This is a genomic window from Ruegeria sp. N11 (assembly GCF_056531525.1).
In genome coordinates, this window is the sequence record NZ_JBQFLX010000081.1 from 1 (window position 1) to 604 (window position 604).

Annotated in this window: 1 pseudogene; it reads left to right on the top strand. The window is 59.3% G+C overall.

Going from position 1 to position 604, the window contains the following annotated elements:
* Window positions 1-604: pseudogene (locus tag ACR0J8_RS24270) on the top strand (IS5 family transposase); the annotation flags it as partial.

A 604-nucleotide genomic window follows, 5' to 3' on the forward strand; every position in this document is an offset into this window, starting at 1 on the left:
GCATACGGGCCGCACAAGACGCTCTACAATCGTTGGAAGCGGTGGAGCGACAAGGGCACCTTCGCCGAGATGATGATGGGATTGGCGGCTGATCACGGCGAGACGAAAACTGTGATGATCGGCGCCACCTACCTGAAGGCTCATCGCACGGCGTCCAGTCCGGGCGCCGAAAAAGGGTACGTGGCCGCGAGATTGGCCGCACCAAAGGCGGCAAGAACACAAAGTTGCACGCCATCTGCGACAGCCAAGGGCGCCCACTGAACCTCTTTGTGACAGCCGGTCAGGTCAGCGATTACATCGGCCACGGGCTCTCGTTGGCAGCCTGCCAAAAGTAGATTGGCTGCTCGGAGATCGTGGTTACGACGCCGATTGGTTCAGAGAAGCGTTGAAAGCCAAAGGGATACGCGCCTGCATCCCCGGTCGACAACAGCGCAAGAAACCGGTGAAGTACGACAAGCGTCGCTACAAACGGCGCAACCGGATCGAAATCATGTTCGGCAGGTTGAAGGAGTGGCGGCGGGTCGCGACCCGTTACGACAGATGCCCAAAGGTCTTCCTGTCAGCCATCGCGCTGGCGGCAATCGTCACTTACTGGCTATGTGTC